Genomic DNA, 2,394 nt, shown 5'->3' with positions numbered 1-2,394 from the left:
GCAGCAACTGGGCGGCGCCGCTGATGGAGCCGGTCTGGCGGATGGCCTGGAAAATCTCGATATGACGAAGGCGCATGGAGAGCCCATAACCTTTGTTTATAGGAGGCCCATCTTTATTCATTGTTCGAACGCTGTCATCCGATCCTAACCTTGGGCCATTCGAAACAGGTGTGAGACGGACATGGCTCAGCGGGTTTGCATCATCGGTGGCGGCGTGATCGGGCTGGCGACGGCTTATGCGCTGGTTCGCGAAGGCATCGACGTCACGCTTGTCGAAGCTCGGGACGCGTTGGGCAGCGAAACCAGTTTCGCCAATGGCGGCCAGTTGTCCTATCGCTACGTCGCGCCACTCGCGGATGCCGGGGTGCCCTGGCAGGCCCTGGGCTGGATGCTGCGCGCGGATTCGCCTCTGAAGTTGCGCCCGCGCCTCGACCCGGGCCAATGGCGCTGGATGGCGGCATTCATCGGGGCGTGCCGGACCTCGGTCAATCGCCGCAACGGTGAGCACCTGTTGCGCCTGGCGTTGCTGAGCCAGGCGACATTGCAGACTTGGCGCGAAGAGGATCGCCTCGACGGTTTCGACTGGCGGCGCAACGGCAAGTTGGTGACGTTTCGAAATGCCGGCCATTTCGAACATGCTAGGCGACGGGTGACTGACCTTGGTCATCAGCAAATATTGGGCCCTGCGGAATGCGCCAGCCTGGAGCCGGCACTGGCCGACGTGCCGTTCGTGGGCGGGATCTATACGCCGGACGAGGAGGCCGCCGATTGCCATGCGTTCTGCCTGCAATTGGCGGCGCGGCTCCGGGCTTCGGGGCGCTGCGAGTTTTTGCTAGGGCGTGCGGTGACCGCTATCCATCATGCCAACGGCACGGTGCAGGCAATCGACCTGGGCGGGCATCGCCTGGACGTGGACGCCTTGGTGATTGCCGCCGGCCATCGCAGCGCAGCGCTCGCATTGCCAGGGCTGCGATTGCCGTTATATCCGCTCAAGGGCTACAGCCTGACGGTTCCGATCGAGGCGCGGCACCGGGCGCCGGAACTGAGCATCACCGACTATGACCGCAAGGTCGTCTACGCTCGCATCGGCAAACAACTGCGAGTGGCGGCGATGGTCGACATCGTCGGTTTTGATCCGGCACCGGACCCCAGGCGCCTGGCCCTGATCCGCCGCCAGGCCATGGAAACCTTCCCGCTGGCCGGGGATTACGAGCATGCCGTCGAGTGGGCGGGCATGCGTCCGGCCACGCCCAGCGGCGTGCCACTGATTGGCGCTACCGGCTATCGCAACCTGTGGCTCAACCTGGGTCATGGCGCCTTGGGCTTTACCCTGGCGTGCGGCAGCGGCTGCTTGCTCAGTGAACTGATCCGCCAACGTACACCTTCCATCGACATGCGAGGCCTCGCGCCACGCGCCGCCTGACCCACCCGCAACGGAGAATAACAATGCAAAAAATCACGTTGATCGGCTGTACCCTGAGCCTGCTGCTGAGCGCCCCGGCATTCGCCAATGAAGCGCCGCCGGCCGGCACGCTGGGCAAGATCGCCAGCAGCAAGAGCATCACCCTGGGCTATCGCGACGCCTCGGTGCCGTTTTCCTACGTCGCGGACAACAGCGGCAAGCCGATGGGCTATTCGGTGGAGCTGGCAAGCAAGATCGTCGAGCGCATCCAGCAACAACTGGCGCTGCCGCAACTGAACGTGAAGTACAACCTGGTGACGTCCCAGACCCGCATCCCGCTGGTGCAGAACGGCACCGTGGACCTGGAGTGCGGTTCCACCGGCGTGACCGCCGAACGGCAGAAGCAAGTGGCGTTTTCCTACGGTTTCATCTACGTGAAGGGGCAGTTGCTGACAGCCAAGGACAGCGGCATCCACAGCTTCGCCGACCTGCGCGGCAAGAACGTGGTGACCACCGCCGGCACCACCAACGAGCGGTTCCTGAAAAGCTACAACCAGGACAACAAGGTCGATATGTTCGTGATCAGTGCCAAGGACCACGGCGAAGCCTTCCAGATGCTCGAGACCGGGCGGGCGGCGGCGTTCTACATGGACGACGCGCTGCTTTACGGTGAAAGGGCCAAGGCGCGCGATCCACACAAATGGGTCGTGGTCGGAGAAGAACAGTCGCGGGAAATCTACAGCTGCATGGTGCGCAAGGACGATCCGCAATTCCTCGCGCTGGTCAACGCGACCCTGGCGGACCTGTACAAGTCAGGGGAAATCAACGCGATCTATGAGCGTTGGTTCCAGCAGCCGATCCCGCCGAAGGGGCTGAACCTGGAATTCCCGATGACCAGCGAGTTGAAGGCGATCATAGCCAAGCCGACGAGTGATCCGGTGCAGTAGCTGTCATGTGCCGGTGAGCCCTTGTGGGAGCGAGCTTGCTCGCGA

Annotated in this window: 2 protein-coding genes and 1 pseudogene; 2 read left to right on the top strand and 1 reads right to left on the bottom strand. The window is 63.1% G+C overall.

From position 1 onward, the window contains the following. Positions 1-121: pseudogene (locus tag OC610_RS25720) on the bottom strand (LysR family transcriptional regulator); the annotation flags it as partial. A 60-nt stretch (positions 122-181) separates the two neighbouring features. Here OC610_RS25720 and OC610_RS25715 point away from each other — a divergent pair. After that, positions 182-1,423, top strand: coding sequence for a D-amino acid dehydrogenase (locus OC610_RS25715; RefSeq protein ID WP_264431840.1), 1,242 nt, complete (start codon positions 182-184; stop codon positions 1,421-1,423). A 23-nt stretch (positions 1,424-1,446) separates the two neighbouring features. After that, positions 1,447-2,349, top strand: coding sequence for a transporter substrate-binding domain-containing protein (locus tag OC610_RS25710; RefSeq protein WP_264431839.1), 903 nt, complete (start codon positions 1,447-1,449; stop codon positions 2,347-2,349). Positions 2,350-2,394 lie beyond the last annotated feature (45 nt).

Origin of the sequence: Pseudomonas agronomica (assembly GCF_025917275.1) — a bacterium.
Lineage (GTDB): Bacteria > Pseudomonadota > Gammaproteobacteria > Pseudomonadales > Pseudomonadaceae > Aquipseudomonas > Aquipseudomonas agronomica.
Note: the sequence above shows the minus strand (reverse complement) of the source record. Positions and strands in the feature narration are given on the sequence as shown.

What these genes read in the sequence shown, in the direction of transcription:
- OC610_RS25710 (WP_264431839.1), top strand. Translation starts at nt 1,447, where the DNA reads ATGCAAAAAATCACGTTGATCGGCTGTACCCTGAGCCTGCTGCTGAGC.
- OC610_RS25715 (WP_264431840.1), top strand. Translation starts at nt 182, where the DNA reads ATGGCTCAGCGGGTTTGCATCATCGGTGGCGGCGTGATCGGGCTGGCG.